This window comes from Methylobacterium sp. E-041 (assembly GCF_022829665.1).
GTDB lineage: Bacteria > Pseudomonadota > Alphaproteobacteria > Rhizobiales > Beijerinckiaceae > Methylobacterium.
In genome coordinates, this window is record NZ_JAKSYQ010000147.1 from 1 (window position 1) to 3,037 (window position 3,037).

At 73.7% G+C, this 3,037-nt stretch carries 5 protein-coding genes; 4 read left to right on the forward strand and 1 reads right to left on the reverse strand.

Annotation, left to right across the window (positions count from 1 at the left end; all coding sequences use genetic code 11):
- Positions 1–763, reverse strand: a 763-nt coding sequence (locus tag MKK70_RS13735; RefSeq protein WP_243948417.1) for a DUF6502 family protein, incomplete at its 3' end; no start/stop codon positions are given.
- A 154-nt stretch (positions 764–917) separates the two neighbouring features.
- Between MKK70_RS13735 and MKK70_RS13740 the strand changes: the two genes are divergently transcribed.
- From MKK70_RS13740 to MKK70_RS13755, 4 genes are all read left to right on the forward strand, one after another.
- Positions 918–1,238 (forward strand): hypothetical protein, encoded by a 321-nt coding sequence (locus MKK70_RS13740; RefSeq protein ID WP_243948413.1) that lies wholly within the window; start codon positions 918–920, stop codon positions 1,236–1,238.
- A complete protein-coding gene (locus tag MKK70_RS13745; protein ID WP_187274949.1) occupies positions 1,235–1,405 on the forward strand; it encodes a hypothetical protein in 171 nt (56 codons plus the stop codon). The genes MKK70_RS13740 and MKK70_RS13745 overlap by 4 nt, the downstream gene beginning before the upstream one ends.
- Positions 1,406–1,591: 186 nt before the next feature.
- A complete protein-coding gene (locus tag MKK70_RS13750) occupies positions 1,592–2,341 on the forward strand; it encodes an outer membrane protein (RefSeq protein WP_409568274.1) in 750 nt (249 codons plus the stop codon).
- 231 nt (positions 2,342–2,572) lie between these two features.
- Positions 2,573–3,037, forward strand: a 465-nt coding sequence (locus tag MKK70_RS13755) for a transglutaminase-like cysteine peptidase (protein ID WP_243948415.1), incomplete at its 3' end; no start/stop codon positions are given.

Below are 3,037 nucleotides of genomic sequence, written 5' to 3' on the forward strand. Positions count from 1 at the left end.
GGCCGCCGGGATCGGTGGCGCAGGCGGCGTGGGCCTCGCGGTTGGCCTGGGTCAGCGCCTCCATCGCGATCTCCTTGGCGCGCGCCTCCAGCCGCCGCGCCAGATCCTCCGACAGCCCGTCGTAATGCACCGCGCGCTCGAGGAAGCGCGGCGCCTCGCCGAGGATGTTGGCGACCGAGGCCGCGATGTGGTCGTGGAGGTTGCGCCCGAAATAGTAGAGCTGCGGCTCGCCGCCGCCGCGCGGCACGTAGGCGGCCTCGGCCAGCACGATCCGGTCCTGGCCGTCGAGGGTGGCGAGCCCGCGGTCGAGCCATTCGTCGAGCACGGCGCGGGGCCTCAGATCGCGGGTCACGCCGGCGACCAGGGCCTCGAAGGAGGGGCCGTCCTCGCCCGCGCGCCGCAGCGCCAGCGGGCGCCCGTCCGGGTCGGTGAAGGCGGGGTCCGCGAGCCACCGGGCGATGATCCGGCTGGTGCGCGAGACCACCGCCGGCACCGCGCTCACCGGCGCCCCGGCCCCGCGCAGGCGCCGCACCTCCTTGCGGTGGATGCCGGTGAGCAGCGAGACCCGGCTGTCGGTCTGCTCCTTGCCCTGCAGCGCGAAGTCGTGCTCGGCGACGTTGACGTAGAGCTCGCGCAGCAGGTTCGTCAGCGCCGGGAAGGTGATGCCGCGGGCCACGAACAGCCGGACCAGCGGGCGCAGCAGGCGCGCCACCGGCGCGTGCAGGGCAGCCCCCTCGGCGGTGTCGTTGACGGTCTCGGACATCGGCGCAGCATGGAGGTGGGCAACGTGGGACACAATCCCACATCGTGCGCCGGCGCACCTTGGCCCACCGATTTCGCGTTGACGTGGGAAATCTGCACACATACGGTTTGTGCGTGGTCAAATTTCCCACGTCAACGCGACCCGGACGAGGCCGATGCCCGAACCGAAACCCGCCCTCGTCTGCCGCCCGATGCCGCCCCTGAACGCGACCCTGCGCCGCGATCGCAGGCCGCCGGGCGGGACCACCCTTTCGCGACTGGGCCGGCTCGCCGCCTGCCTCGTCGCCCTCGCGCTGCCCGCCCTCGGGATCGCCGCCGCGGACACGGTCCACCGCGTCGCGACCCCAGGGGCGCTGCAGGCCGCAGCACCAGGATCCCCCTCCCGGGATGCTGCGGTGCTCGACGGCGCCTCCCGGGCCGGCAGCCCGGTCCGGGAGGCGCTCCTCCTCACCCCCGACCGGGATCCGCGCCGATGATCGCCGCCGCCGCCCGAAGGCCGCCCGCCATAGGGACCGACCCGATGCGGACCGACCCGATGCGGACCGACCCGAGACCCCCGTGCGGCGGCGCCCGCGTCCTCGACCTCGCGATCTGCATGATCCTGGCCGTCACCATCGTCGGCCTGCTGCTGCTGGCGCTCTGACCGGCCCGTCGGAGGGCGTCTTCCGCAGCCGCGCCTTCCCCCCGCTGCGGAGGGGCGCGACCTTTCCGGACAACGCGCTCCCCACTCCCGGCCCGCTTCGCGGCCCTCCCCCCGCCGAAGGGGGAGGCACGGGCGGCCCGCTGGATCCCGCTCCGCAAAACCTCCCATCCCAACACGAGAACCCCCATGTCGAGATCCGTTCCGGCGCTCGTTCGCACCCTGCTGCCCGCCTTCGGCCTGATGGCCGGGCTCGCCTCCGCCGAAGCCGCGGACCTGCCGCGGCGGGCGCCGCCTCCGCCGCCGCCGGTTCCGCCCGCCTTCACCTGGACCGGGTTCTACGCCGGCGTGAACGCCGGCTACGCGTTCCGCGAGTCCGGCAAGGGCTTCACCGACCCGACCTACGGCACCGTGACCGGCGGGGCGGCGAAGGGCGGCTTCGCCGGCGGCGGCCAGGTCGGCTATAACTACCAGCTCACGCCGGGCTCGGGCTTCGTCGTCGGCGTCGAGGCCGACATCCAGGGCACCGCCTTCGCCAAGGCGGATGCGGCCTATCTCGGCACGGTGCCCTACGCGAGCGTCCGCCCGAGCCTCGACTACTTCGGCACCGTGCGCGGCCGCGTCGGCTACACCTTCGACCGGGTGCTGATCTACGGCACCGGCGGCTTCGCCTACGGCGGCGGGTCGGCCTCGGCGAACGCGGCCGCCTACCCCTACGCCCTGCCGGACACGACGCGGACCGGCTACGCCGTCGGCGGCGGCATCGAGTACGCCTTCACCGACAGGATCTCGGCCAAGATCGAGGCGCTCTACCTCGACCTCGGCAAGCGCGTCTCGGGCGCGACCTACTACGATGCCGCCACCGCCACCTATTACGGCGCCGGACGCAGCGATGCCGGCTTCGGCCTGGTCCGCGCCGGCCTGAACTACCAGTTCTGAGACCCCGCCGCCGCACGGCGCGCGATCCGCAAGGGCCTCGTCCGAGCCGGCACCCGCCGGGCCGGGCGAGGCGCCCGCATCCCGCCTGTGGCCCGTCTGCATCGGTCCAGCGGCCCGATCCGCACGCCCGTGTTACGCACAGCATTAACCTTTCGTTAAGGGGGCGATTGCCGTCGGGGCCCGGGCGTGAGAGCTTTCGTTAACGAGAGCTTAACGGGTTGGGCCACGGCGATGCGGTTCGCGATTTCGACGGTTCGGGCGGTGTCGGCGCCCCGCCTGCGCAAGGCCCTCGCCGGCCTCGCGGTGACCGCGGGCCTCGCCTTCGCCGTCGCCCCGGTCGCGGCGCAGACCCTGGCCTCGCTGCCCGCCCCCACCATCGCCGCCGCGTCGGTCGGCGCCGCCAAGCCGATCCTCGCCTGGGTCGCCTTCTGCCAGGGCTACCCGGCCGAGTGCGCGGTCGACCTCGCCGAGCCCGCCCGCATCGCCATGACCCCGGCGATCTGGAGCACGATCCAGGCCGTCAACCGCCGGGTCAACAAGACCGTCGCCGCGATCACCGACATGGACCACCTCGGCGTTCCCGACCATTGGGACCTGGCCGAGGACGGCTCGGGCGATTGCGAGGACTTTCAGCTGCTCAAGCGCAGCCTGCTGGCCAAGGCCGGCCTGCCGCGCCGCGCCATGCGGATGACCGTG

Bases quoted from the DNA above. Each gene is read 5' to 3' on its own strand.
- MKK70_RS13740 (WP_243948413.1), top strand. From the start codon at position 918: ATGCCCGAACCGAAACCCGCCCTCGTCTGCCGCCCGATGCCGCCCCTG.
- MKK70_RS13745 (WP_187274949.1), top strand. From the start codon at position 1,235: ATGATCGCCGCCGCCGCCCGAAGGCCGCCCGCCATAGGGACCGACCCG.
- MKK70_RS13750 (WP_409568274.1), top strand. From the start codon at position 1,592: ATGTCGAGATCCGTTCCGGCGCTCGTTCGCACCCTGCTGCCCGCCTTC.